Source organism: Xenorhabdus santafensis (assembly GCF_033949405.1).
GTDB classification, from domain to species: Bacteria; Pseudomonadota; Gammaproteobacteria; order Enterobacterales; family Enterobacteriaceae; genus Xenorhabdus; species Xenorhabdus santafensis.
On sequence record NZ_VCDN01000364.1, the window covers coordinates 1 to 281 of the forward strand.

The 281-nt window shown below is 27.0% G+C and carries 1 protein-coding gene; it reads left to right on the plus strand.

The features are described from left to right. The coding region (locus FE392_RS20585; RefSeq protein WP_439153522.1) for a hypothetical protein at nucleotides 1-229 on the plus strand (229 nt) is incomplete at its 5' end. Between the last annotated feature and the right edge of the window lie 52 nt (nucleotides 230-281).

Here is a 281-nt window from a genome sequence, read left to right on the forward strand (position 1 = left end):
GAAGATTTTAAAAAGAAAAGGGATTTTAGCATGTGCTGAAAGTGGTTTTAGAGATGAAACAGGGCGGATTTGTACAAAACGAACTTGGTTAATGAATCCTAATATCATTTGTTGTGGTAAAAAAGAAAGAATTGATAAAGTGACAAAACATATTTTTAAAGATATTTTACGAAATTTTAAGGTTGAAGGTTCTTCGGAAATACATAATTTACCTATTTATTTTTTTTAAGAAATGCTCTTGCATTTCTTTTTTTTTATATGTATACGAACATAAATTCGTC